Origin of the sequence: Dapis hubbardiae BLCC-M172, from assembly GCF_050016015.1 — a bacterium.
In the GTDB taxonomy this organism is placed as follows: domain Bacteria; phylum Cyanobacteriota; class Cyanobacteriia; order Cyanobacteriales; family Microcoleaceae; genus Trichodesmium.
This window is the reverse complement of sequence record NZ_JBNHEQ010000025.1, coordinates 29944-31697: the sequence shown is the minus strand read 5'-3', so window position 1 is coordinate 31697 and position 1754 is coordinate 29944. Positions and strand designations below refer to the sequence as shown.

General features: G+C 38.1%; 1 protein-coding gene. It reads right to left on the bottom strand.

Going from position 1 to position 1754, the window contains the following annotated elements; translation table 11 throughout:
* Positions 1-229: 229 nt before the first annotated feature.
* Entirely contained in the window at positions 230-1294 is a 1065-nt protein-coding gene (gene hemE / locus ACP6PK_RS03370; RefSeq protein ID WP_426557744.1) for a uroporphyrinogen decarboxylase, read from the bottom strand.
* Positions 1295-1754: the final 460 nt, after the last annotated feature.

Below are 1754 nucleotides of genomic sequence, written 5' to 3'. Positions count from 1 at the left end.
TAGAATTTTCCTTCTATTGCGTATAGAGCAATAGTTAATTCATTTTCTGAAGCACCTGGTAGATGGAGGTAGATAGTGGAATTTTTCTGACTATTGGGTATAGAGAAATAGTTCATACATTTTCTGAAACTCAACCAAAAGATACAATCTTCTACTAGAAATTTAGGGGTAGGTTAGAAACCCACTCCTAAAAAAATTAATCCAAATCTCAAATATGCTTGAACTGAACTTAAGCAGTTACTGCTAGTAAATTACTTACCTCTTTGGCAGTTTTAAAGAAATACTCTACATTTTCTTCAGGAGTCTTTTGCAAAACACCATGTCCTAAATTTAATATATGACCTCGGTTGCCAGCTTTGCGGATAGTTTCCAAAATACGAGATTTGATAAACTCTTTAGAACCAAATAGTACACCGGGGTCTATATTTCCCTGAATACCAATATTCTTACCAAGGCGTTGTCTAGCTTCACCAATATCTACAGTCCAGTCTACACTGACTATATCAACACCAGTCTGGGTCATTCTCTCCAATATTCCAGCACTGCCATTAATATATAGAATGAAAGGTGTATTAGGATGAGTCTTCTTAACCTGCTGGACTACTAATTTTTGATAAGGTAAAGCATAAGTTTCATAATCTTGAGGGCTAAGTTGACCCGCCCAAGAATCAAACATTTGGATAACTTGCGCTCCACTATTTATTTGATAACGAGCATAAACGGCGATCGCTTCTGCTAGCTTTCCTAGAAACTGATGCAACATTTCTGGCTCACAAAAAGCCATTTTTTTGATATTTGTATAGTCTTTACAACTCTTGCCTTCTATAGCATAAGCAGCTAAAGTCCAAGGTGCTCCAACAAAACCTAAAACTGCTGCCTCGTTTTTAACTTCTTGTCTAAGAGTTTGTAAAATTTCTCGAATAAAAGGAAGAGACTCTTCTGGTTCGATAGGGTGAAGTTGGTCTATTTGAGATTGAGTGCGAATGGGCGGATCGATAATTGGTCCTTTACTTTCGACTATATCAAAATCAATTCCTATTGCTGGAAGTGGGGTTAAGATATCTGAGAATAAAATTACTCCATCAGGTTTAAAAGCGTGGAAAGGTTGCAGAGATATTTCCACAGCAATATCTACGTTTTCGGAACGCTCGCGAAATGAGGGGTATTTCTCTCGTAAATCTCGATAAGCTTTCATGTAGCGGCCCGCTTGTCTCATCATCCAGACAGGGGGACGGTCTAATAATTCACCCTGAGTTGCTCGTAATAAATAGGGTATTTGGCTTGATTCGGCCATATTTACTTTACCTTCTACTTCTAAAATCTTTCATCTTAACTAGCAGGTCATTTCAGTTATCAGTTAACAGTTATCAGTTAACAGTATCTCATGCAATAGGGATACTTGAAATACTGAAGTTGCTTTTTTTATCTCCTTAAAAGGGGGAGCCTTGAGACCTGATTTTTTGGCCAACTTCAACTTTATTGTCCTGATCTGTAAGTTTACAAGGGTGTGACATTTGTGGAAATAGTCGGGTCTGGATTGTAACGAAAGTTTACTATTCGGAAAGGGAGTGTGGGAAGTGTGGGGAGTTTGGGGAGTTTGGGGAGTGGGGGACTCAGAAATAGGAAGTAGTAATTAATTCTTTTTGGCAAGCAGTATAGTTTAGTTTTGCATCTGAATTTTTCTAATATATTCTTTTTTTAGGGAGTAGGGAGTAGGGAGTAGGGGGGAGTGGGGGACTCAGAAATAGGAAGTA

What these genes read in the sequence shown, in the direction of transcription:
- hemE (WP_426557744.1), bottom strand. Translation starts at nt 1,294, where the DNA reads ATGGCCGAATCAAGCCAAATACCCTATTTATTACGAGCAACTCAGGGT.